Source organism: Rhodospirillales bacterium (genome assembly GCA_016712595.1).
Taxonomy (GTDB): Bacteria; Pseudomonadota; Alphaproteobacteria; order Rhodospirillales; family Defluviicoccaceae; genus Defluviicoccus.
This window is the reverse complement of record JADJQT010000006.1, coordinates 46,013-68,608: the sequence shown is the minus strand read 5'-3', so window position 1 is coordinate 68,608 and position 22,596 is coordinate 46,013. Positions and strand designations below refer to the sequence as shown.

Genomic DNA, 22,596 nt, shown 5'->3' with positions numbered 1-22,596 from the left:
GAGACACAGGAGCTTCCAAAGCCCGCGTCAATCCGTGAAGCGCCCGTAGCTCAGCAGGATAGAGCACAGGATTCCTAATCCTGGGGTCGTGGGTTCGAGTCCCGCCGGGCGCACCAGTTTTCAATCACTTAGAGCGGTTTCCACTCACTCTGGCTCATATCCTGCGGGGGTGAAGAAGTTTGCGCATTCGGCTGGTGTGAATAGATCGATGAGCGAGCCGATGGTGCGCCAGAGGCCGTCGACGGTGCGTTCGGCGGCTTTTCGGAGCAGGGGCTTCAGCTTGGCGAACGCGTTTTCGATCGGGTTGAAGTCCGGGCTGTAGGGGGGCAGGAACCGCAACTCAGCGCCGGCGGCTTTGATCGCCGTGCGGACGGCGGGCGATTTGTGGCTTGAGAGATTGTCCATGATCACGATGTCGCCTGGCTTGAGCTCGTGCACGAGGATCTGGTCGACATAGGCATCGAAGGCCCGCTGGTTGATCGGGCCGTCCAGCACCATGGGCGCGACGATGCCCGACAGCCGCAGACCGGCGACGAACGTCGTCGTCTGCCAGTGGCCAAACGGCACGCCTATGCGCAGCCGTTCACCGCGCGGGGCGCGGCCATGGGTGCGTGCGATGGCGGTGGACGCCCAGGTCTCGTCGATGAACACCAAGCGGTCCGGATCGAGATCGGGCTGCGCCTCGAACCATGCCAGCCGGCGCATCAGGACATCCGCACGGTCCTGCTCGGTGGCGTATCCGGTCTTTTTTTGCGCGTGATGCCGTGGCGCTGGAAGAAACGGTGGACGGTGCCGATGCCGACCGGCGTGCCCCGTTCGGCCAACTGATGAGACCTGTGCGCGGGTGGTGATTTTCCGCACGATTGCAGTCGGATAGGCGGCTCTGGCTGGGGTTTGGTGGGGCTTGTGCGGCTGCGCCAAAGCACCCTGGTTTGTGGATCAGACGGGCTTGGCGATAATGCTCAGGGTGCGCTTGAGGTTGTAGGCGATGGCGGTGAGGTGAACCTGGGCCGCGGCTTTGGCGATCCCGAGCCATCGCATTCGCCTGAGCCCGTAACTTCGCTTCCAAGTGCCGAAGATCTTCTCGATCCGGCCGCGCACCCGGTGAATCGGCGCATTGAAGGCCGCCAGCCTCGCCAGGGTCTCCTTTTCATCCAGCCCCCACATACCGGTCGCGGCGATCCGTGCATGTCCGCCCTTGATGCGCACCGCCTCGCGGAAATGGGCGCCGCGATAGGCGCTGTCGCCGAATACCTCGCCCGGCGAGTCGAGCAGCGCCGCCGACCCCGCACGGCCGTCGTTGACGTTGGCTGGGGTGACGACAACCGCCTCGACGAGCGCCGTATCGGCGTCGGCACCGACATGGGCCTTGAAGCCATGAACGGCCGGCCGGCCTTTGTGCTTGACCCAGCGGGCGTCGTCATCGTCCTCGCTGGCAGACGCGATGATCGTGGCATCGACGATGGTGCCGGTCTTCACATGCACGGCTTTCGCCTTCAGCTGGCGGGTGACCGCCTCGAACAGGGCACGATCCAGGCCGGCCGCCACCAGGGCTTTGCGAAAGCGGACGAAGGCGGTGCGCTCCGGTGTCGGCTCGGTCCTTGAAAAGCCGCAGAACCGCCGGAATGAAGCCCGGTCGTCCAGCGCTTCAGCCAGCTTTACGTCCGACAGGTCATACCAGACCGACATCAGCAGTCCCCTGAACATCGCCAGCGGCGGCCACGCCGCCTCCCCTTTGGCACTGGCATGGATCGGCTTCAGCAATACCGTGATCGGATGCCAATCGATCAGCGCCAAGAGCTCATCCAACGACGAACACTGACCGCCCGTCTCTGCCAACCGAAGCCGCTCCTGACCAATGACCCGATGCGCCATCGCCGCCCCCATAATCCCAATGATCGCATCGAATCAGAGACATAGTCGCGAGTCCAGCATTACCCGCACACAGGTCTCCTGATACCGCTGAGCGGTTGATCTGACTTGGCGTTGGGGATTTCCGAGTTCGCGAATTTCTGATTCCCTCATTTCCAGCAGATATGGGGGAAGCGATGGGACGAGCCCTCGAAATCCGGGATGATCATGCGGCTTCGGAGTTGCGGCTCCTCGCCCGTCGCGAGCGGGACGGTCGAGTGGCGGCGCGGATGTACGCGATCGCGAACGCGCTGGACGGGATGACGCGGGCGGAAGCGGCGCGGCTGGCCGGGATGGAGCGCCAGGCGCTCAGGGACGCGGTCGTCCGCTACAATGCCGAGGGTCTGGCCGGGCTGAAGGGCCGGCCGAAAGGCCATGCGCCGCGCACGCTGAGCGAGGCCGAGGAGGCGACGTTCGCGGCGGCGATCTTTCGTGGCCCGGACCCGGAGGCCGACGGCGTCTCGGCGTGGACCCGGGCCGACCTGTGCCGCTGGCTCGCGGCGCACTTCGGCAAGACCTACCATCCGTCGAGCCTGACCCGGGTGCCGCGGCGGATGGGGCTGTCGCGGCAGAAGGTGCGGCCGGTCCACCCGCAGGCGGACGCCCGGGCGCAGGCCCGGTTCAGAAAAAGGGGCTGCGCGAGGCGGTGAGCGCGACGGCCGCGGCGCATCCCGAAAGGCGGGTCGAGCTGTGGTTCATGGACGAGGCGCGCGTCGGCCAGAAAGGCCGCGTCCGCCATCGCTGGTGGCTGAAGGGCCGGCGCCCACCCGGCGTCTGCGACCGCCGCTACGACTGGGCCTGGATCTTCGGCACCGTCCGTCCGGCCTGCGGCGACGCCTTCGCCCTCGTCCTGCCGGACGTGTCGACGGAAGCGATGCAGACCTTCCTGGACGCCTTCGCCGCCCGGCTCGCCCCGGACGTCCAAGCCGTCGTCGTTCTCGACCAAGCCGGCTGGCACGGCGCCAAAGCTCTGCACATCCCCGAAACCGTCACCCTGGTGCCGCTGCCCCCCCTATTCGCCCGAACTCGACCCAGTGGAGCGCCTCTGGCTCTACCTGCGCGACGCTTCCTGTCGCTGCGCCTCTTCCCCGACGACGACGCCATCGTCGACACCTGCTGCCGCCCCTGGAACGCACTCGCCGCCGAAACCGCCCGCATCGCCTCCCTCTGCAACGATCCCTGGATCAAGAAGCTCAAGTCATAGACTCGGCGGTATGAGGCGGGAGCCGCCCCCGCTAACCGATCACCCCACTCCCGCGACACCGGGTTCGTTCAATCCCCGCCGATTCAATCAACCCATGAAACGCCCTAGGGATTTGGCTAAAAATGTTGCGCGCGATAACGCCATTCTGGCGCCCGCCGATCGAGCGGACAACAATGGCGCGGAACGCAACTTACCGGAGCAAGGCGACAAGCAATCCCTCTCGGGATGCCCAACGACCCTAAATTTAAAAGAAAAGACTGGTCGGAGTGAGAGGATTCGAACCTCCGGCCCCTGCCTCCCGAAGACAGTGCTCTACCAGGCTGAGCTACACTCCGTTGCGCCGTGGCGAGGTATATACGCGCCGGTGGGGTCCGCGGCAAGATGCCTCGCCGCGGAAAGGCGCTAAAGTCGATGCCGCGCCGCGAAACGTCAAGCCGGACTCCGCTCAGGCGTTGACATCGATGACCACCCGGCCGCGAACCTGGCCTTGGGTAATATCCTGGGCGAGGCGCTCGGCGTCCGCCAGCCGGGCTGTCGTGGTGATTGCCTCGAGCTTGGCCACCGGCAGGCATTCGCTTAGCCGCTTCCATGCCTCAAGACGTGTGGGTTTCGGGCACATCACCGAATCGACGCCGGCAAGCGTCACGCCGCGCAGGATGAACGGCATCACCGTTGTCGGCAGGTCGGCGCCCTGGGCGAGGCCGCAGGCGGCGACCACGCCTCCATACCGGGTCGAGGCGAGGACGTTGGCGAGAGTGTGGCTGCCGACCGCGTCGACCGCGGCAGCCCAGCGCTCCTTGGCCAGCGGTCGACCTTTTTCGCTGAGCTCGCGGCGCGCAAGGATGTCAGCGGCGCCGAGACTTTTGAGGAAATCGGCCTCGACTTCCCGCCCGGTGGCCGCTACCACGCGGTATCCCAGCGTCGAGAGGAGGGCGACGGCAACGCTGCCGACCCCGCCGGCGGCGCCGGTGACAAGGACATCCCCACTGTCGGGCACAACACCCGCGGCTTGCAGCTTCATGACGCAGAGCATGGCGGTGTAGCCGGCGGTGCCGATGGTCATCGCTTGCGCCGGGGTGAAGGCGGCGGGCAGCGGCACGAGCCAGTCGCCGTGCACGCGGGCGCGCTGGGCAAGGCCGCCCCAATGGGTCTCGCCGACCCCCCAACCATTGAGCACGACAGCGTCGCCGACAGCGAAATCGCCATGTGTGCTTTCACGCACCCGGCCGGCAAAATCAATTCCCGGGACCATCGGCCAGCGGCGCACGACCGGGCTCTTGTTGGTCATCGCCAGGCCGTCCTTGTAGTTGATCGTCGAATACGCGACGTCGACGGTGACGTCGCCGTCCATCAACTCGCTGACATCGATTTCGCCGAGCGCACAACTGAACGTATCATCGCGTTTGTCGAGCTTCCATCCGGTGAATGTTATCATCGTCTCTCCTCTCGGTCCCTTTGGGCGGTTTGCGAAAGCCGCTGCCCACCGCGCAGGCCTGCTCGTCGTCGCCGACGAGAACGCGCGGCCCTTAATCCACACTCGTCTTGCGAGGGTGGCGGTGCAAGGTGATCGAGCTGCCGCTCGCCGGATACGCTGGGCCATTGCCCCTGTGCGTGCATCATGGCGATAATGATCTGCGCCAGTACGGAAGAAGGAGACCATCCAGGCGATGATGACGACGCTCGACGTGAAGGGGCTGCAATGCCCGTTGCCGGTTCTAAGGGCAAACAAGCTGCTGCGACAGATGCAACCCGGAGACGAAGTCCAGGTGATCGCCACCGATCCTGCTGCGCCCAAGGATTTCGTCAGCTTTTGCGAGACGACGGGCCACTGCCTCGTCGCCAGCGACCAAGCGGACGGGGTGTTCACCATCACCTTGCGAAAAGCCGGTTAATCCGGCGCTGCCTGTCTCCTCGCTACCGATCCGAGCGCCCGCGATTTTCGCGCATCGGATCAGCGGCATTTCCTGTTGGCAAAATGGCGCCCAAGCCACCAGAATGTTGGGTTAGGAGAAAAACGGAACGTCCAACAACAAAGTAAAAGCATGCCCACACACTTCTATACCCACCCGATCTGCCTTGAGCACGACATGGGAGACTGGCATCCGGAAGCGCCGGCGCGACTTCGCTCGGTTCTGGCGGCTCTGGAGACGGAAGAGTTCACCTTTTTGGATCGCCATCACGCTCCCCTCGGGACGGTTCGGCAAATTCAGCGGGTACACGCGCCATTTTACGTCGAGGCGATCTTCGAGAACATCCCGAAGCAGGGGCACACGCACCTGGATTCGGACACCGCGCTCAATCCCGCGTCGGGTGATGCCGCGCTTCGCGCCGTGGGGGCTGTCTGTGCCGCCGTCGATGCGGTGTCAAACGGCGAGGCGCGCAATGCCTTCGTCGCCGCCCGCCCGCCGGGGCACCACGCCGAGGCGGCCTCGGCGATGGGCTTTTGTCTGTTTAACAATGTTGCCGTGGCCGCCGAACAGGCGCGCGCCGTTCACGGCATGGAGCGGGTGGCCGTCGTCGACTTTGATGTGCACCACGGCAACGGCACGCAGAACCATTTTTTCCGCTATCGTGATCTGTTCTACGCGTCGTCTCACCAGTGGCCATGCTATCCGGGAACGGGTATGGAACACGAGACTGGGGTGTTCAACAATATCGTCAATGTTCCGTTGAAACCGGGGTCGGGCTCGGACGAGTTTCGCCGCGGTTACGTCGAGCGGATTCTTCCCGCGCTGCGGAATTTCCATCCGGATATCCTGCTCGTGTCCGCTGGCTTCGATGCGCACGTCCGTGATCCGCTGGCGCAGATACGCCTGCAGACGGCGGACTTCGCCTGGGTGACTCGCGAACTTCTCGAGGTTGCCGAGAAATGCTGTCGTGGTCGCGTTGTCTCGGTGCTCGAGGGCGGTTACGACCTGCAGGCGCTCGCCGAGAGTTCGGCGGCGCATGTGCGCGCGTTGATGGGACATTGAGTGCGACGCAGGCAGGATCCGTCGCGCGATCATGCCCCTTGGGGGGGGCGGCCCGGGGAGGCCACGCCACGCGGCGCGCGTCTCATTTTCGCGACACCCCGGCGGCATGAGACCTAACGGGTGGATTCGGAACGGGTTTGCGCTTGCAAGCACGGGCGAAACCCGCGAAAAGGGTCAGACCGGACTGTTACCGCAAGGTGACGCTTGGTGCGTTCAAGGTTACGGGGGCAGGTGCCGAACGTTCGGCCGCCGGGGAAAGCCAATGATCGGAAACGCCGATTGAGCGAAAGCGAGAGCAACGACATCGCGGAATTGGGCTTCGAAGAGGCTCTGGCCGAGTTGGAGGCGATCGTTCGTCGGCTTGAGGAGGGGGCAGGTCGCCTCGAGGACGCCATCGTTGCCTACGAGCGGGGAATTGCCCTGCAGCGGCACTGCGACGCAAAGCTCCAGGAGGCTCAGTCGCGGGTTGAACGCATCGTCGTCGGCCGCAATGACGCGGTCCTGGCGGAGCCCGTGAGCTTCGACTGAGGAATCAAAAAGTGCAAATCAAAGGGGCGCTTGCAGAGAACGCCCGTGATGTTGACGAGATGCTCGACCAACTTCTGCCGGCGCGGCCCGATCCCGAATCGCGGCTGATGGAGGCGGCGCGCTATTCCACCCTGTCGGGCGGCAAGCGGATAAGGCCGTTCCTGGTGATGTCGAGTTCAGCTCTGTTCGGGGTTTCTCGCCCGTTCTCGCTGCGCGTCGCTGCGGCGATCGAGATGGTCCATTGCTATTCGCTGATCCATGACGATCTCCCGGCGATGGACAACGATGATCTGCGTCGCGGTTTGCCGACATGCCACGTCAAGTTCGACGAGGCAACGGCGATCCTCGCCGGTGACGCGCTGCTTGCCCGGGCGTTCGAGGTTATCGCCGATGGGCCGACGCATTCGGATCCGCGCGTGCGTGCTGACCTTGTCGTCGAGCTTGCCCGGGCGGCCGGCGGTGACGGCATGGTGGGTGGCCAGATGCTCGATCTTCTCGCCGCCGAAGTCCCGCTGGAGATCGCCGAGATCACCCGGATGCAGCGGATGAAGACGGGCGCGCTGATCGCATTTTCCTGCGAGGCGGGCGCCATTCTCGGCAAGGCCAGCGACAGCGCCCGTCACGCGCTGCGCGCCTATGCCCACGACCTTGGCCTCGCGTTTCAGATTGTTGACGACCTCCTCGACGTCGAAGGTGACGCCGAGGAAGTCGGCAAGCGGACCAATAAGGATCAAGGCGCCGGCAAAGCGACATTCGTTTCCGTGCTCGGCGTCGAACGCGCTCGTGCCCAGTGCGACATGCTGTCGCGGCAGGCGGTGCGGCATCTCGATATCTTTCCGGACAGCGCGGAGCCCTTGCGGGCCCTCGCGACGTTCGTGGTCAATCGGCGGCATTGAGAGGCTCTGCAATGTCGCTTGCACAAACCAAAGAGCTGAAAGCCGGACGAGGAGAGAAGACGTGAAGGAGACAGCCCTGACCGCGCTGCTTGATTGCGTGAAAGAACCGAGCGATCTCCGCCGTCTCTCGGAAGAACAGCTCGTCCAGCTCGCGCACGAACTGCGGCAGGAAACGATCCGCATCGTCTCAATCACTGGCGGGCACCTCGGGGCCAGCCTCGGCGTCATCGAGCTGACCATCGCCCTGCACTACGTGTTTGATACGCCGCGCGACAAGCTCATCTGGGATGTCGGCCACCAGGCCTACCCACACAAGATCCTGACCGGCCGACGTTCGCGCATGCTCACCCTGCGCCAGGGGGGAGGCCTTTCCGGCTTCACCAAGCGCTCGGAGAGCGAGTACGATCCGTTCGGCGCCGCCCACACCTCGACGTCGATCTCCGCTGCGCTCGGTATGGCGGTGGCTCGCGACTTCCGCGGTGATGACAACAATGTCATTGCCGTGATCGGCGACGGGGCGATGAGCGCTGGCATGGCTTACGAGGCGATGAACAACGCCGGCGCCATGCACTCGCGGTTGATCGTTATTCTCAACGACAACGACATGTCGATCGCCCCGCCGGTGGGGGCGATGAGTGCCTACCTCTCGAAGCTGATCTCCTCGAAGCCCTACCGCTCGCTGCGCCACGTCATCGGCGACGTCTCCAAGAAGTTCCCGCGCGGTCTCGGCGTCGCCGCGCGCAAGGCCGAGGAATACGCCCGCGGCCTGGTTACCGGCGGAACGTTGTTCGAAGAACTGGGCTTCTTTTACGTGGGCCCGATCGACGGCCATAACTTCGAGCACTTACTGCCGGTGCTGAAGAACCTGCGTGATGACCGCGAGCCGGGACCGGTTCTGGTCCACGTCGTCACCAAGAAGGGCCACGGCTATCCGCCGGCGGAGGCGTCGGCCGACAAGTATCACGGCGTCGGCCGCTTTGACGTGGTCACCGGCGAGCAGGTCAAGGTCAAGGCCAACGCGCCGAGCTATACCGAGACCTTCGCCAAGGCGTTGATCGCTGAAGCCGAGCACGACGATAAGATCATCGCGATCACCGCGGCGATGCCGGCGGGCACCGGCGTTGACAAATTCGCCAAGCGCTTTCCCGAGCGCAGCTTCGATGTCGGCATCGCCGAGCAGCACGCGGTGACCTTCGCCGCCGGCCTTGCCGCCGAGGGCTACAAGCCGTTTACCGCAATTTATTCGACCTTCCTGCAGCGCGCCTACGATCAGGTGGTGCACGACGTCGCCCTGCAGCGGCTGCCGGTGCGCTTCGCCATGGACCGGGCGGGTCTCGTCGGTGCCGACGGGGCGACCCATGCCGGCGCCTTCGATCTGCCCTATATGCTCTGTCTGCCCGACATGGTGGTCATGGCCGCCGCCGACGAGGCCGACCTCATGCACATGGTGGCGACGGCGGCGGCGATCGACGATCGGCCGTCGGCGATCCGCTATCCGCGCGGGGAGGGGATGGGTGTCGAGATGCCGGCCCGCGGCCAGGTGCTGCCGATCGGCAAGGGGCGAATCCTCAAGGAAGGAACATCGATCGCCATCCTCAGCCTCGGCACCCGCCTCGGCGAGGTGATGAAGGCGGCCGAGGAACTGGCGGCACGCGGCCTGTCGACGACGATCGCCGATGCCCGCTTTGCCAAGCCGCTCGACCACGACCTGATCCGCCGCCTCGCCCACGAGCACCCGGTTCTGATCAGCATCGAGGAGGGAGCGGCCGGCGGCTTTGCCGCACAGGTCATGCAGTTCCTCGCGCTCGAGGGCCTGCTCGACGGGATCGTCAAATTTCGCCCGATGACGCTGCCGGACGTGTTCCTCGATCAGGACAAGCCGGAATTGCAATATGAACTCGCCCACCTGAACGCACGCCATATCGTCACAACAGCCCTGAAGGCGCTAGGCCGCTCGGCCGAGGCCGCGGAGGCGGCACGCGCCTGACGACTGGGCTGAGACGGCTGACCTGACGGCTGGGCCGTCGCCGCGTTGCTTTGGGGCAGGAACGGCGGATCGCGCAGATCCGTCAATTGAGCGGGCATGAGGGACAAGCGGCGCCTCGATCTTGTTCTCGTCGAGCGCGGCCTCGCCGAAAGCCGTACCCGTGCTCAGGCGCTGGTCATGGCCGGGCTGGTCTTTAGCGGCGAGCGGCGACTGGACAAGGCGGGCGAGACCATAGCCATCGACCTTCCGCTCGAGGTTCGTGGCCGGGAGCATCCATGGGTTTCCCGTGGGGGGGTGAAGCTCGCCTTCGCGCTCGATCATTTTGCGATCGATCCCACCGGCCTCGTTTCGCTCGACGTCGGTGCTTCGACGGGCGGGTTTACGGACGTCCTGCTCACGCGCGGGGCCGCACGGGTCTACGCCGTCGATGTCGGCTTCGGCCAGCTTGCCTGGAAGCTTCGCGGCGAATCGCGGGTCGTCGTCCTGGAACGGCTGAACGCCCGCGAACTTTCGAGCGCGCACGTACCCGAGCCGATCGACCTCGTCGTCTGCGATGTCAGCTTTATCAGCCTGACGATCGCGCTTCCGGCAGCGCTGGCGCTCGCCGCGCCGGGCGCGCGACTCCTGGCGCTGATCAAGCCGCAATTCGAGGCGGGGCGCGGGCAGGTCGGCAAGGGCGGCATCGTCCGCGATCCCGCCGTGCATCGCGGCGTGTGCGAAAAGATCGCCGGCTGGCTCGCCGATCGGCCGTCGTGGCACGTAAAGGGCATCATCGACAGTCCGGTGACGGGGGCGGACGGCAACATCGAATACCTCATCGCCGCTGTCCGTGAGGCGTAGTTCGCCCGACGGCACAGCGGTCGATCGGCTCACCCCGTGTATCCTACCCGTTCCGGGGAATTTTCTCCTCCTATCCGGAACCTGTCAACCCGACCGGCGTTGATGGCGACTTAGTGGGGCCGATGCCCCGCGAATGACGGAGGCGGCGATGAACGTATCTGAAGTTATGAAAGAGCCGGCGGAGGTGATCACACCGGACACGCCGATCATTGAGGTGTCGCGAAAGATGCGGACGGTCGGGGTCGGTATTCTACCGGTGGTCGTCGACTCCCGGCTGACCGGCGTGATCACCGATCGCGACATCGTTCTGCGCGTGGTCGCCGAGGGCCTCGACGGCGAGAAGACCCTGGCCGGTGACGTGATGTCGCACGAGGTGGTGTGCTGTTTCGAGGACGAGACCGAGGCACACGCCCACGCGTTGATGGAGAAGTACGAACTCCAACGACTGCCGGTGATTGATCGTAAGCACCGCCTGTGCGGAATCGTGACGTTGGCGAAGCTGGAAGGCCACGCGCCGCCTCATCGCACGGCCGTCAAGGTGACTTTTCACAAGGAGAAGACCGACTCCCACGGCATGCCGCACCGCGTGGCGGTCAAGACGCTGTACATCACCGGGGCCGACTCGCCGCAAGACGCCGAAGCCGCGGCGGTGCGCCATATCGAACAAAAAGAACGAACGGCGTGGACCAATGTCGCCACTGGAATGGAGACGGTCAAGGAGACGGACGGAATACCGAAGCAGCAGCCGTAAACCTCAGCTACGGCGCAGAATCAGGGGATTGCCTTCAGGGGATGGCCGGCGCGCCGGTATCGGCGACCGTCGGGGGAGGTCCGTCGAGCGCCTGTTTGAGGTCGGCGACGAGACTGATCACGCCTTCGAGGATCGCCAGGGCCCAGTCGGGATCGGAGCGCAGTACCGCCCGCAGTTCCTTGCGGGTAAAGGCAAGCAGCTCGCCATCGCTGTTCGCGTGGGCCGAGGCGGCATACGGCTGACCGGTGAGGGCGGAAAAGCCGAGAACCGCCCCCTTACTCGCCGCAAGGGTAAGGCCGTTGTGCTGGCGCGCAATCTCCCCTTCGAGAACGAGGTAGGCGTATTCGGAGGGTTCGCCAGCCGAATAGAGAGTCTGGCCCCGGTGCAAAAAGATCCTGTGCATCGCGTGTCCGTTGGGCAGGAGTTTTTTGACCACCGTCTTTGCAGACGATCGTTCCTCATGACCTTATACAGGATCGTGGGATGATGAGGGCGAGCAATCGCAACCGTGCCCGTCAGTCGGCTTCGGACTGCGCGTCGTCCCAGGTAATTTGAAGGTCGGCCCAGGCGTCGACCGCGCGGTCGAGGTCCTTTTGAACCTTGTCCAGTCGCTTGTGCTGTTCGGCCACCCGTCCCGGATCGCCCTGGTAAAGGTCGGGATCGGCCATGGCCTCGATCAGCCGTGCCTTTTCGCTCTCGAGCGTTTCCACCGCGCGCTCTGCCTGGACGAGCTGCTTCTTTAGTGGCGCCAACGCTTCGCGGCGTTGTTCGGCGAGCCGGCGCCGTTCCTTTTTGCTGCCCGTGGCCTTGTTGCCCAAGGCCTTGTTGCCCGTGGTGCCATCCTTGGCGGAGGCGTTGCGATTATCCGCGCCGCCGCTCCGGCCCAGCAACAACGACCGGTAATCCTCCATGTCGCCGTCAAAATCGCTGACCGTGCCGCCGGCGACCAGCCAGAGGCGATCGGTCGTCAGCGCGAGAACGTGCGGATCATGGCTGACCATGACCACGGCCCCGGTGAAATTGTTGATCGCCTCGATCAGAGCCTGGCGCGATGCGACGTCAAGGTGATTGGTCGGCTCGTCGAGCAGAAGGACATGCGGGCGGTCGGCGGTCATCAGCGCGAACAGCAGGCGCGCTTTCTCACCGCCCGAAAGGTTGCCGATCTTCGTCTCTGCGCGCTGCTGAGAAAAGCCGAAGCGGCCGAGTTGGCTGCGCAGGGCGACCTCCGCGTCACGCGGCCGCCGTCGGCCAAGCTCGACGACCGGCGTCACGGCAACGTCGAGTTCCTCCGCCTGATGCTGGGCGAAGTAGCCGACTCGCAGCTTTCCGGAGCGGACAAAGGCGCCGGCGGACGGCTCCAGCCGGCCGGCCAGCAGCTTGATCAAGGTGGACTTACCGTTGCCATTGGCGCCGAGCAGGCCGATGCGATCGTCCGCATCAAGGCGAAGGGACAGTTTCTTCAACACCGCCGTGCCGTCGTAGCCGACGTCGAGCGCATCCATGGTCATTAGCGGCGGTGCTAAAGGGTCCGGTTCGGGAAAGGTAAAATCGACGGCGCCCTCGTCCTGCAAGCGGACGATCGGTGGCAGGCGCTCCAGCATGCGTAGCCGCGATTGTGCCTGCTTCGCCTTCGAGGCCTTGTAACGGAAGCGATCGACGAACGACTGAAGGTGCGCCCGCTGGGCATCAACCTTCATGCGCATCTTCTCGCTCTGCTCGAGGCGAGCACGGCGGGTTTGCTCGAAACGGTCGTAACCGCCTTGATAGAGCGTCAGTTTACCGCCTTCAAGATGGAGTATTTCCTCGACTACGCGGTTCAGCAGGCCGCGGTCATGGCTGACGAGCAGGAGCGTGCCGGGATAGGTGCGCAGATAATCCTCAAGCCAAAGGGCCGCTTCCAAATCGAGATGGTTGGTCGGCTCGTCGAGCAGCAGCAGGTCGGGTTGGGTGAACAGCAGGGCCGCCAACGCCACGCGCATCCGCCAGCCGCCGGAGAATTCGGCGCACGGCCGCTGCTGCGCTGCCTCGTCGAAACCCAACCCGGCGAGGATACGGGCGGCGCGAGCTGGAGCGGTGTGGGCATCGAGGTCGCGTAGACGTGTGTGAATCTCAGCAATGCGATGGGGATCGGTCGCGGTGTGTGCTTCGGCTTCAAGGCTCGCCAATTCACCATCGGCGTTCAACACCGTTGCGATCAGACTCTGTGGACCGCCGGGCGCTTCCTGGCGGGTGATGCCCACCCGCCAACGCGCCGGCATCTCGATGCGGCCTTCCTGCTGTTCGATATCTCCAACGATCAGCCGGAGCAGTGTCGTCTTGCCGGTTCCATTGCGCCCGACCAGCCCGATTCGATGGCCGGGATTGACGCTTGCGTCGCTCTGGTCGAAGAGCAGACGCGAGCCGATGCGGTAGGTAAGCTTTTCAATGCGCAGCATGCGGCGGGGTTTAGCACGCGCGTGCGAGCGAAGAAACACGCCGCCCGTCTTTTGCGACCCACCGACGCAGCTCTGACGCCGCGACGGTCAAGACAGGTGGGCGAGGGACTCGAATGTTCGCGTCAGACGTCCACTTTCCTCAAGGATGGCCTCGACGAAGCGGTCATGTTCGGGCATCGGCATCCCGCGATAATCGCGAAGGATCTCCGCGGCTGCCCGTATCACTGTCACGGACGTCCTCCACTCGTGCTCCGCGAGGGGGAATCCGTCATCGTGCTCGCCCATTTCTATCGTACCGATCTGTTCCGAGGCGGTTGACGAACTATATTGCGCTGCAGCATTTGCCAATCAGTACATATGCATTCTACGGCATCAGCGCAATCAAATTTCTCCGCGCCCACGTCTCCCCTGCTGTGCTGCTGTCCTAATCACGCCGACGCCGACACTATTTTGTTCGATTTTCATCAAAAAAATTCAACCATCAGGATACTCTCGAACAGGGTATTTCGCAATGAGATTACCCAAGCGATTGATGCCGGTTTGCCAGCGCAGCAACCACCGAGCGAGTTACGCTTTTGCAGCATGGCGGTTACACCCGGGCAGGCGCATGCTATGCGCGGCATGGCTGTTCGCGGCCGTGATTCTTATCGTCACACCAAGTCCTTTGGAGAGTTCCATGGCGGCGGACGGCGAGGGGTCAGGAGTGTCCGCCGGCAAAGGGGTATTCATGGATTTCGCAACCTTGATCCGAGCGAGCAGTCCTAATTCATGGTTGGTGGCGCCCAAGGGCCTGGAGATTCCGCCCCCACCGCCAGATGGCGAATCGCCAGTGTTCAACGTGCCACCCACCGATCTGGCACAGGCATGGATCGCGATCATCAAACGTCAGCCGCGCGTCACGGTGGTTGCTGTCTCGCCCGACGGCCGGCACATCGAAGCAAGACAGGTGAGCAAGGTGTTCGGCTTTATCGACGATATCAGCGCGGCGATTGTGCCTCTCGGCGCGACCGGCTCGACGATCGCCGTCTATAGCCGCTCGCGTGTCGGCTACTGGGACCTCGGCGTCAACCGCGCCCGCGTGCGCGCGTGGCTCGCTGCGTTGAGTGAACGGATCGCCACCACTGGGCGTGACTGAATCCACCGATCTGAGCATGTCCCGGCTTTAGGACGATACCGATCCGGCCCGCCGGCAGCGTGCCCCTGGTTAGGCTGGTATCATCGAAGAGCGTGAACCGCGCCGGGTTTCCCGAAGGCGGGTTTGTCCCAGTCCTACGCTGCCACGGCGCGGGACTCCAGTTCGGCGTCGTAGCTCGCCTCGACCGGCTGGACATCGCCGAGGTCGGTGTGTCCCGTGTGCCGCGTGGCGGCTCGCCGGGTAACTCCTTCGCATAACGGCCTGGTTTTATTGGCGCGCCCGAGAGGACTCGAACCCCTAACCTCTTGATCCGTAGTCAAGTGCTCTATCCAATTGAGCTACGGGCGCATCGGCGCCGCGACGGGCGCCTTCGAGAGCCGCGCGCTAGCGCGGAAGGCAGGGAACCTACCCGTTCGCCGCGCCCTTCGCAACAACAGTCGTTGCAAAAAATCGCAGCCTCGTCCGCGGCCATCACGGGCGTGCCCGAACCAGATACGAATAGGCAAGAAAAGCGAGCGGTGGTTGGCGGAGAACGCAAGCCTGCCCGGTGGCCCTCACCAGGGGGTGGCCGATCGCGCGGGGCGGCAGCCCCGACGGACGGGCCCCGTGGCCGGCCCCTGCTATGGTGACCCCGTGATGGCTTGAGCGATTGCCTTGGGCTGGGATGCTGTGGTGGGGCGCCCGTTTCGGCACGAAGGTGGGGGATTTGCGATGAGCCTCAGTCTCGTTTTCGAATCTGGAATGTACTCCTGGGTCGGAGTCTCGTGGCGGATAACGTGCTCCGCCGACGGACGCTACGTGGCGTTCGTTTACGGCGATCCAGACGGCATTCCGCATACGATGCGTGCTGACGTCGAAACAGGAGCGATCGTCAACATCTCCTTGAAGGCGGATGGGACGTTTGCAAACGGATATGACGCGGCGATTTCCGCTGGTGGTCGTTATGTCGTCTTTGAAGACTATGTTAGGGGCGAAGACTATGTTGGGGGCATTTTAAGCGCTTTTGTCAGGGATACAGAAACGCAAGACATCACGCGGGCAGACATCGGTGAAAACGGCGCGCTGCCAAACGGGGATGTCAGTTATTCCCGATCGAGCCTGTCGGCCGATGGTTGCTTCGTTGCCTTTGGAAGTAATTCATCGAACTTTGTTGAAGATAACAATAACGGCAGTCCGAACGTTTTCGTTAAGGATTTGCAAACCGGCGTATTGACGCGCGTCAGCACTGCGGCCGACGGTACGCAAGGAAACGGGAGTTCATACGAGGCGTCAATCTCGGCGGACGGGCGATATGTGGCATTCTCGAGCGCTGCCTCCAATCTCGTCCTGGACGATACGAATGACTGGGACATTTTTGTCAAAGACTGAAGAGTGGCGCGATTGTACGGGTCAGTATGGCCAACGACGGTACGCAAGCAAACGGCCCATCTGTATTTGCAAGCATATCCGCCGACGGAAAGGTCATTTATTTTTTTTCAGCATTGCTACAAATCTGTTCCAATGGGATACCAATAATTCCTACGATCTATTCCGCGTAACCGATTTCCTCGCCCACCTGATCGAGGGCGACAATACCGGCATCATCTCGTCGGCGGGGTTGACGATGAGACTCTGGCCGGGTACGCGGGGGCGGACACTCTGTACGGACAGGGCGGCGGGGACGTGATCCTCGGCAACGAAGATCGCGATCTTCTCTATGGCGGCGCCGGCGCCGATACCCTCGATGGCGGAACCGGCAACGACCGGCTTCATCGCGGCAACGCCGGCGACGTTGTCCGCGGTGGTCGGGGGCACGATACCCTGATTGGCGGGCTCGGCGCGGATACGCTCGAGGGCGGGATCGGTCACGATCTCTTCATCGTCAACGCCGGTGCTTCGGTCGTCGGCCGCGGCGATGTGATCCAGGACTTCACGAGCGGCGAGGACCGCATCGACCTTAAGGGCGCGGGCGTGACCGCCTTTATCGGCGATGCCGGGTTTACCGGTCACGACGGTGTGATCGAGGCCCGCTTCGATGCCGCTCAGCAGCACCTCGAGGCCAACCTCAACGACGACGGCATCTTTGGCTCCGGGGATCTCGTCATTTCTGGCATCCACACCATCACCGCCGCCGACCTCGTTCTCGCCTGACCCGTCGTTCCCGGCGAGGAGACCTTTCGGCTCACCTCACTGCGGGTTTTCGTCGATCAACCTCTGGACGAAGCGATAGCGCGATATATGCCACCTTCGTCGCCGTCGCCGTCGCCGTCGCCGTCGCCGTCGCCGTCGCCCCGCTGTCGCGGCGCGCCTCGAATTCCCCGGTCGAGGTATGATAGATCTCGATCGACAAAGCCGCTTGGCCTTACTCAGCGGCAAGCGAAGGGAGCGGGGATGTCCGAAGCGCGCACGCCAGCCAAGATCCATTCGTCCTCCTGGCACGAGATGCACCGGGAAGCCGTTGACCTCGCCGGCCGGCTCGCCGCTTGCGGCCCGTATCGCGGCATCGTCGCGATCAGCCGCGGCGGCCTGGTTCCGGCGGCGATCGTCGCCCGGGTGCTCGGCATCCGCCTGGTCGAGACGCTGTGCATCTCCAGTTACGACGGCGAGATCAAGGGACCGCTCGAGGTGCTCAAGACCGCATCGAGCGAAGTCGGCGACGGTGACGGCTGGATTCTTATCGACGATGTCGCCGATACCGGGTCGACCGCCGAGGCCGCCCGCCGGATGTTGCCGCGCGCGCGTTACGCGACGCTCTACACCAAGCCCGCCGGCCAGCCCTTCGTCGATACCTTCATCCGCTTGGTCGATCAGGACGTCTGGATCGATTTTCCCTGGGATCGGGATCCGGCGCCGAAAGCGTGAACGAAATGCGTGATGAAACACCAGGATTCGTCAAAAACAACCAGAAAATACACGCCTTGCGTGCGAAATCGTGGGGCGTTGACCCCATCGGCGAAAAAGGTCACGCGACGCGCCATGCTGTTGCCCGGGGCCTCGGTTTGCCTCTAGTGTCACCCGTCTCGGGCAGAACACGGACCTTCGCAGGAGGCCGGATCTGCCGTGCAGCGGCGCCATCCGGCGACCGGAAGCGGGTCAGGGAAAACGTTCAATGACACTTACATGCGGGTTTCGCACAGCGGCGCTTGCAATCGCGTTGGCGATTTCGGTCCCTGTGCTGGCAAAGGCGCAAGGTGCGGGTGCGCTCGTGCCGTTGCCGGCGGCGATGCAACAGGCGGCCACGAAGTATCTACCGGGGGTCGTTGGTGATCCGGTGCCGGCGTTTCCGATCGATCCGGACCTTGCGATGCTCCGTGCCGGCGAGCGGACCTATGCCATCGTCAGCGGCGCCGACGCGGGAACGACGGAACAGCACGTCATCACCCCTGTCGCTGGCGATAAGACCGGCAGGCAATGGCGCTATCAAGTCGGCGACCGCGCCGTTTATCTCCAGGACACGCCGGGCAAAAGCTTGACGATCGTCTCCGAGGCAGACGGCGATCAGGGTGTTTTGACGCGCTACAATCCACCCGAGCCGATGCTGATCGCCGGGATGAACGCGGGCGACAGCAAGCACCTCAAAATGAAGGTCAAGGTCTACGACATTTCCGATCCCGACGACCTCGAGCACGAGGGTGCGCTGGATGTGACGCTCACCTATGTCGGTGCGTACAAGGTCACGGTTCCGGCGGGAACCTTCGATGCGGCCCTGCTTCGCTGGGACTTCGAGGGAACGGTCGGACCGGCGACCGTCAAGGATATCCAGGGCCGGTTCGTCGCGCCTGGCGTCGGCATGGTTGCTGCGGCGGAACATCGCAACGTTGCCGCGTTCTTCGTCTATAACGACGACACCAAGGTCGGAAAGGTGCTGGCAACGGCGCCGTGAGCCCGCAAGGCCACCCGCGATCAGCGCACCGCAGACGACGGCTTTGATGCTGCGCGGGCAATTCAGGCGAGCTTGCGCAGCAGGCCCTCCCCGGATGCCCGCGTTTCGCACTTAGTCGCCATTGGAACACGGCGACGTCGCCGGTCGCGCACCGCTCATCGGCATGGGAGCACTTTTCCTTTGATGCCAGACGGCCCATGATCGCGATAACCCTCGCCAGTGTTTCTTAGGCGTCGATTTGGCTGGAGGACCGTGCGTGCGAAGAACGCTTTTTGGAATTCTCACTGTCCTTGCAGCATGCTCGCAGACCGCCGAGCCGCGGACGGTTACGGTCTGTACCGGCGGACACTGTGTGCAGCAGGACCCCTCAGTGGTCACCACCGAGCGCGCGGCCGTTGCCCCCACGGCCAAGACCGACAGCCACATCGCCGACCTCGAAGCACTGGCCCAGAACGATCCAAGCGCCGCCTATGATCTCGCGCTGCGCTATTTCCGTGGCGACGGCGTGCCGCAGGACAGTTACCGGGCACTGCAGTGGATGCGCAGCGCCGCTGAGCGCGGCAATGTTCCGGCGCAGACGGCGCTCGGGCGCCTCTATTTCACCGGTCTCGAAGAAATGGGCTCGGACCTGAACGAAGCGTCGCGATGGCTGTCCGCCGCGGCCGCGAGCGGGGATGGCGAGGCACGAAAGCTTCTTGTCGAGGTACAGGAGGCTCAAGCGAACGACGCCGTCTATCGTCGGCAGCTCACGGACTGGCGTTACCAGACTTATTATTATTGGTCACAGGGACTAAGCTATCGCTGGTACTGGAATACACGATATGGTCGATACTACCCATATTGACAGATATTGACGGCGGCAAGAATTAAATCTTGGAAACATTCTCTGGTATCGGCCCGGGGGTGCGGAGAGGAAGGCTGGGGAGCCGCGCGTGGAATCCTTCAAAACAGGCAGCGTCGGCAGGTGGTTAACCCTTCGTTAATCGGTTTCGTGTCATGCTGCCCGCCGATCCACCCTCAAATGCCACGTTGGCTTGGCCGCGCGGGGTGATTCAAGCGCCACGGAGGACGATGCGGTGACCATCGGCAGCAGCTTGAACACGGCACTTGCAGGCTTGCAAACCGCGAGTTCGGGCATTGATGTCACCTCGCGGAACATCGCCAACGCCAACGACTCCGGCTATTCGCGCAAGACGCAGGTGACAAGCACCAGCGTCGACGGCGCGCCCTACGTTGATCGCGTGCAGCGCGCCGTGAACGCCGGGTTGCAGCGGACTTCGCGGGATGCTGCATCGAATGTCGGCCGGCTGGATGCGCTCTCTCGCTATGCCAGCCAGCTTTCCGTCGAATTTGGCACGCCAAGCGACGCGACGTCGCTGTCAACGTTGACGTCATCGCTCGGAGATACCTTCGTTGCGCTCGCCGCCAGTCCGGAGTCCGACACCGCCTATACCGAGGCAGTAAACGCGGCGCAGAACCTGACGACCAGTATTCGAGGCCTCTATCAGCGGGCCCAGAGCGTTGCGACGAACGCCGAAAATGAACTCGGCGAGGCGGTTTCGTCGGTCAATAAGGACCTTCAGCTGATCAATTCACTCAATACTAAAATTCTGGCGACGACAAACGGCGATACGACCGATCTGGAAGACCAACGCGATCAGGCGATCGCGAATGTCGCATCAATGCTCGACATCACCACCTTTACGCGCCCGGATGGCGGCGTATCCGTCTACACGAAGAACGGCACGGCGCTCGTCGACGCCCAGGCCAACACGATCTCAGCGCAGCAAATCGCCGGAACCGGGCCGGTCCAGCTCCTGGTGGAACTCGGCGCTGGCTTATCGACGTCGGCCCAGATATCGCCACGCTCGGGTGCGATAAAGGGACTTCTTGAGGTTATCAATACGACGGTCCCGGATATTCAAAGTCAGCTCGACTCCTTCGCCGATACGCTGACGACGTCATTGAACGGTGTCGGGGTGGAGTTATTCAATGACGGCGGAACAACGACCTACGATTCGGTTTCAACCCCGTCACAACTTTACGGTTACGCCAATCGTATTGCGGTGAACTCCACGATCGTCAGCGCGCCCACGTCCATTCGCGACGGCAATTCCGCTACGGCACTGGCCTTGGGCGATACAACCTTTATTGATGCCGTCGTCGGTGTCTTTCAGTCGAGCGCGCTGTCGTTCAGCGGGCCGGGCATGTCCGCGACGGGCAGCCTCGCTGGTGCGGCATCGGGGATCATCACCGGTCAGAGCAATAACCAGGCGCATCTCAAGGGCGATCTCGATGCCGAACAAGCAACGCAAACCGCCATAGACGCTCTCATTTCCTCGGAGAGCGGCGTCAATCTCGATGCCGAGTTTTCTCATCTTTTGGAACTTCAGCAAGCGTACGCGGCGAACGCCCGCATCGTTTCGACGACGCAAAGCCTGTTCAGCACTCTGATGGTCGCCGCCGGCGGTCCGGCGATCGGCTAGCCCGGGAAGGGGCGCGTAAGCGGACAAACGTCGTCGGCAGCGCACGCACAACCCCGCGCGTCCGCGACCCTCAATCCACGACCGGCAATCCACGACCGGCCGCTTAGGATTCAGCGTGCCAGCACCGTACTTTATCATTCGCCCCTGAAAACGCCGAAGCGCGCTCGTCATCAAAACCTCCTCGCTTCTTATCGCGGTCTGATAAAGCGCCTCTCTCATTCGCGGAGGCGGGGATCGCGCGCATCGTCGTGGAATTTGCCGCATTCTCGCCGTATCAGAGATTGCACGCCCATTGTGGGGGACGGACAGAGAGTAGCAGCGAAAGCGCGGGGCTGGTTTTCATCCATGCTGGGGTGGTGGCGGGGCGGTTGCGTGAAGGATGTCGCGAGCACGATCGGCCCGTCCCGCGCGGCTGCGGGATGCCGGCGAAAGAGAGCGTATTATGGTGGCGGCGGATGCGGATCTGCGGGCCTGGATCGGCCGCAGCGAGACGGCGAGCGAGCGGATGGATCCCGGGCGGGCGCAGGCGCTGGACGCTGCGCTCGATCGCAGCGGACCGCCGATCGAGGACGGCGACGAACTGCCGCCGTTGCGTCACTGGCTCTACTTCTGGCCGTGTGCCGCCAGCTCGGGCCTTGGCCGCGACGGACATCCGCTGCCCGGCGGCTTCCTGCCGGACGTCGGCGCGGCGCGGCGCATGTGGGCAGGCGGGCGGCTTCGCTTCGAGGCGCCGCTGATCGCTGGCGCGCAGGTACGGCGGACCTCGACCATCGCCAGCGTTTCCGAAAAGGCGGGTCGATCCGGCCGCCTGGTGTTCGTCACCGTCCGGCATGATTTCGAGATGCCCGCCGGACTCGCCCTCGTCGAGGAGCAGGACATCGTCTATCGCCAACAGCACGGCGACCCGCCGGCACCGCATGGCGATGATGGGGCCGACGCGCCGGCGCCGGGACCGCCCGCGGCGCCGATTGCGGCGAACGCCGCTTGCGGCCAGCCGATGCGGGCCGATCCAGTGCTGCTGTTCCGCTATTCGGCGCTGACCTTCAACGCCCACCGCATCCACTACGACCGCGACTACGCGACGGGAGTCGAGGGTTACGCCGGGCTGGTGGTGCACGGCCCGCTGCTGGCGACGCTGCTGATCGATGCGGTGCGCGCGGCATGGCCAGCGGAAACGCTTCGCTCGTTCGCGTTCCGCGGCCTCCGCCCGGTGATCGACGGCGCCTTGTTCACCATCAACGCCCGCCGCGACGGCCCCGCCGCTGACGCCTGGATCGAAACCGCTGACCGGCAGGCGGCGATGCGCGCCCGCGCCGTCTTGGGGTGAGGGGGCAGCGCGGCTCCGCCCGATCTCCGGAGTTCATTGGCCGTGTACCGCCCGACTCTCCCATAATGGAATACTGTTCGACAGGTCGCGAGCGAAGAAGGTGGGGTGGGTTAAGCAAAGCCTTGCGCGCGCAAACTCCTCGGCTTTGCCAACACCGTCGTCGCTCGCGAACCGCAGCCTCTTTTCTCGATCCGACGGTAGTGGACGCGCCCCGTCCGAGACGGGCGTTGACTGGCGCTTGTGCCTCTCTACCATCGTGGGC

The 22,596-nt window shown here is 63.9% G+C and carries 23 protein-coding genes and 3 tRNA genes; 18 read left to right on the top strand and 8 right to left on the bottom strand.

All coding sequences use genetic code 11. The features are described 5' to 3' along the window. Positions 1 to 39 precede the first annotated feature (39 nt). Positions 40 to 116, top strand: a tRNA-Arg gene (locus IPK66_18175). A 28-nt stretch (positions 117 to 144) separates the two neighbouring features. On the opposite strand, the gene IPK66_18170 is transcribed toward IPK66_18175, so the two are convergent. Beyond that, on the bottom strand, positions 145 to 861 hold the full coding sequence (locus IPK66_18170) for an IS630 family transposase (protein MBK8177106.1): 717 nt from the start codon (positions 859 to 861) through the stop codon (positions 145 to 147). A 78-nt stretch (positions 862 to 939) separates the two neighbouring features. Beyond that, positions 940 to 1,875: an IS5 family transposase gene (locus IPK66_18165; protein MBK8177105.1), complete on the bottom strand. Its 936-nt coding sequence runs from the start codon at positions 1,873 to 1,875 to the stop codon at positions 940 to 942. 173 nt (positions 1,876 to 2,048) lie between these two features. Here IPK66_18165 and IPK66_18160 point away from each other — a divergent pair, with 173 nt between their 5' ends. Together IPK66_18160 and IPK66_18155 are read left to right on the top strand one after the other, a co-directional pair. After that, positions 2,049 to 2,561 carry a winged helix-turn-helix domain-containing protein gene (locus tag IPK66_18160; protein ID MBK8177104.1) on the top strand — a complete coding sequence of 171 codons (513 nt, stop codon included), beginning with the start codon at positions 2,049 to 2,051 and terminating at the stop codon, positions 2,559 to 2,561. Next, positions 2,558 to 3,115 carry a transposase gene (locus IPK66_18155; GenBank protein ID MBK8177103.1) on the top strand — a complete coding sequence of 186 codons (558 nt, stop codon included), beginning with the start codon at positions 2,558 to 2,560 and terminating at the stop codon, positions 3,113 to 3,115. Before IPK66_18160 ends, IPK66_18155 begins: the two co-directional genes overlap by 4 nt. A gap of 258 nt (positions 3,116 to 3,373) precedes the next feature. Here the strand turns inward: IPK66_18155 and IPK66_18150 are convergent. Further along, positions 3,374 to 3,450, bottom strand: a tRNA-Pro gene (locus IPK66_18150). A 110-nt stretch (positions 3,451 to 3,560) separates the two neighbouring features. Continuing rightward, positions 3,561 to 4,550 carry an oxidoreductase gene (locus IPK66_18145; protein MBK8177102.1) on the bottom strand — a complete coding sequence of 330 codons (990 nt, stop codon included), beginning with the start codon at positions 4,548 to 4,550 and terminating at the stop codon, positions 3,561 to 3,563. Between the two features lie 232 nt (positions 4,551 to 4,782). Here IPK66_18145 and IPK66_18140 point away from each other — a divergent pair, with 232 nt between their 5' ends. The 7 genes from IPK66_18140 (at position 4,783) to IPK66_18110 (ending at position 11,089) form a co-directional block, all read left to right on the top strand. Further along, complete coding sequence (locus tag IPK66_18140) at positions 4,783 to 5,007, top strand: sulfurtransferase TusA family protein (protein ID MBK8177101.1); 225 nt, start codon at positions 4,783 to 4,785, stop codon at positions 5,005 to 5,007. A gap of 150 nt (positions 5,008 to 5,157) precedes the next feature. Continuing rightward, positions 5,158 to 6,087: a histone deacetylase family protein gene (locus IPK66_18135; GenBank protein MBK8177100.1), complete on the top strand. Its 930-nt coding sequence runs from the start codon at positions 5,158 to 5,160 to the stop codon at positions 6,085 to 6,087. A gap of 279 nt (positions 6,088 to 6,366) precedes the next feature. Beyond that, the gene (locus tag IPK66_18130; protein MBK8177099.1) at positions 6,367 to 6,615 is read left to right on the top strand and encodes an exodeoxyribonuclease VII small subunit; all 249 of its coding nucleotides are present in this window, start codon (positions 6,367 to 6,369) and stop codon (positions 6,613 to 6,615) included. A gap of 59 nt (positions 6,616 to 6,674) precedes the next feature. Further along, entirely contained in the window at positions 6,675 to 7,511 is an 837-nt protein-coding gene (locus IPK66_18125) for a polyprenyl synthetase family protein (protein ID MBK8177098.1), read from the top strand. 61 nt (positions 7,512 to 7,572) lie between these two features. Continuing rightward, the gene (locus tag IPK66_18120) at positions 7,573 to 9,498 is read left to right on the top strand and encodes a 1-deoxy-D-xylulose-5-phosphate synthase (protein ID MBK8177097.1); all 1,926 of its coding nucleotides are present in this window, start codon (positions 7,573 to 7,575) and stop codon (positions 9,496 to 9,498) included. A gap of 96 nt (positions 9,499 to 9,594) precedes the next feature. Then, positions 9,595 to 10,338 carry a TlyA family RNA methyltransferase gene (locus IPK66_18115; protein MBK8177096.1) on the top strand — a complete coding sequence of 248 codons (744 nt, stop codon included), beginning with the start codon at positions 9,595 to 9,597 and terminating at the stop codon, positions 10,336 to 10,338. Positions 10,339 to 10,471: 133 nt separating this feature from the next. Further along, entirely contained in the window at positions 10,472 to 11,089 is a 618-nt protein-coding gene (locus IPK66_18110; protein MBK8177095.1) for a CBS domain-containing protein, read from the top strand. Positions 11,090 to 11,123: 34 nt separating this feature from the next. On the opposite strand, the gene IPK66_18105 is transcribed toward IPK66_18110, so the two are convergent. The 3 genes from IPK66_18105 to IPK66_18095 form a co-directional block, all read right to left on the bottom strand. Beyond that, complete coding sequence (locus tag IPK66_18105; GenBank protein ID MBK8177094.1) at positions 11,124 to 11,492, bottom strand: cyclic nucleotide-binding domain-containing protein; 369 nt, start codon at positions 11,490 to 11,492, stop codon at positions 11,124 to 11,126. Between the two features lie 112 nt (positions 11,493 to 11,604). Beyond that, entirely contained in the window at positions 11,605 to 13,524 is a 1,920-nt protein-coding gene (locus tag IPK66_18100; GenBank protein ID MBK8177093.1) for an ABC-F family ATP-binding cassette domain-containing protein, read from the bottom strand. 87 nt (positions 13,525 to 13,611) lie between these two features. Beyond that, positions 13,612 to 13,755: a hypothetical protein gene (locus tag IPK66_18095; protein ID MBK8177092.1), complete on the bottom strand. Its 144-nt coding sequence runs from the start codon at positions 13,753 to 13,755 to the stop codon at positions 13,612 to 13,614. A 445-nt stretch (positions 13,756 to 14,200) separates the two neighbouring features. Between IPK66_18095 and IPK66_18090 the strand changes: the two genes are divergently transcribed. After that, positions 14,201 to 14,659, top strand: coding sequence for a DUF1499 domain-containing protein (locus IPK66_18090; GenBank protein MBK8177091.1), 459 nt, complete (start codon positions 14,201 to 14,203; stop codon positions 14,657 to 14,659). Between the two features lie 271 nt (positions 14,660 to 14,930). Here IPK66_18090 and IPK66_18085 read toward each other — a convergent pair. Next, positions 14,931 to 15,007: transfer RNA gene (locus IPK66_18085), tRNA-Arg, on the bottom strand. Positions 15,008 to 15,457: 450 nt separating this feature from the next. Between IPK66_18085 and IPK66_18080 the strand changes: the two genes are divergently transcribed. The 7 genes from IPK66_18080 to IPK66_18050 all read left to right on the top strand — a co-directional run bounded on the left by IPK66_18080 (position 15,458) and on the right by IPK66_18050 (position 22,334). Continuing rightward, positions 15,458 to 16,027: a hypothetical protein gene (locus tag IPK66_18080; protein ID MBK8177090.1), complete on the top strand. Its 570-nt coding sequence runs from the start codon at positions 15,458 to 15,460 to the stop codon at positions 16,025 to 16,027. 294 nt (positions 16,028 to 16,321) lie between these two features. Further along, positions 16,322 to 16,789: a M10 family metallopeptidase C-terminal domain-containing protein gene (locus tag IPK66_18075; GenBank protein ID MBK8177089.1), complete on the top strand. Its 468-nt coding sequence runs from the start codon at positions 16,322 to 16,324 to the stop codon at positions 16,787 to 16,789. 240 nt (positions 16,790 to 17,029) lie between these two features. Then, a complete protein-coding gene (gene gpt / locus IPK66_18070; protein ID MBK8177088.1) occupies positions 17,030 to 17,500 on the top strand; it encodes a xanthine phosphoribosyltransferase in 471 nt (156 codons plus the stop codon). A 247-nt stretch (positions 17,501 to 17,747) separates the two neighbouring features. Continuing rightward, positions 17,748 to 18,521 carry a hypothetical protein gene (locus tag IPK66_18065; protein MBK8177087.1) on the top strand — a complete coding sequence of 258 codons (774 nt, stop codon included), beginning with the start codon at positions 17,748 to 17,750 and terminating at the stop codon, positions 18,519 to 18,521. Between the two features lie 256 nt (positions 18,522 to 18,777). Next, positions 18,778 to 19,365, top strand: coding sequence for a sel1 repeat family protein (locus tag IPK66_18060; protein MBK8177086.1), 588 nt, complete (start codon positions 18,778 to 18,780; stop codon positions 19,363 to 19,365). 232 nt (positions 19,366 to 19,597) lie between these two features. Then, the gene (gene flgK, locus IPK66_18055) at positions 19,598 to 21,007 is read left to right on the top strand and encodes a flagellar hook-associated protein FlgK (GenBank protein ID MBK8177085.1); all 1,410 of its coding nucleotides are present in this window, start codon (positions 19,598 to 19,600) and stop codon (positions 21,005 to 21,007) included. Between the two features lie 442 nt (positions 21,008 to 21,449). After that, positions 21,450 to 22,334 (top strand): MaoC family dehydratase N-terminal domain-containing protein, encoded by an 885-nt coding sequence (locus tag IPK66_18050; GenBank protein MBK8177084.1) that lies wholly within the window; start codon positions 21,450 to 21,452, stop codon positions 22,332 to 22,334. Positions 22,335 to 22,596 lie beyond the last annotated feature (262 nt).